This is a genomic window from Sphaerospermopsis reniformis (assembly GCF_005402885.1).
Lineage (GTDB): Bacteria > Cyanobacteriota > Cyanobacteriia > Cyanobacteriales > Nostocaceae > Sphaerospermopsis > Sphaerospermopsis kisseleviana.
Genome location: NZ_BJCE01000555.1, coordinates 1 through 552, shown reverse-complemented (window position 1 = coordinate 552; position 552 = coordinate 1). Strand labels below are relative to the sequence as shown.

General features: G+C 35.3%; 1 protein-coding gene. It reads right to left on the bottom strand.

Translation table 11 applies throughout. The annotated features are described in order from the left end of the window. Positions 1 to 552 (bottom strand): serine/threonine-protein kinase (locus FFR48_RS28380; protein ID WP_137669625.1); only part of this gene is annotated, 552 nt, incomplete at both ends.

Below are 552 nucleotides of genomic sequence, written 5' to 3'. Positions count from 1 at the left end.
GGTTTACCCATTGACTGTTCAGGGGCGCAATATTCAGCAGATCCAATAATTGTTCCTGTAGCTGTGCGTTGCTGTGGTTTGACTATTTTCGCCGCCCCAAAATCTACTAAAAATAACTTATTTTCACTACTCAAAATAATATTTTCTGGTTTAATATCTCGATGAATTACTTGTTTACTATGAACAAACTCCAATATTGGCAACAGTTCTATTAATAAACCTTTAATTTGCTGTTCCGAAAAAACACCATTTTTATCTAACTCAGTTTGTAGAGTTGCACCTTTAACAAATTCCTGTACTAAATATTGACGATTATCGGATGTAAAATAAGCCATTAACTCAGGTATTTGCGGATGCTTACCCAACTCCTCTAAACGTTGTGCTTCCTGTGCAAATAACTGAGATGCTTTTTCAATACTATCCGTTCCCTGTGCTTGGGGTAAAAATTGTTTAATTACACAATAAGGTTTTGATGGTTTATCCTCATCAATAGCTAAAAATGTTCTCCCAAAACCACCTTGACCTAAAATTGATTGAGGTGCATATCTTTCC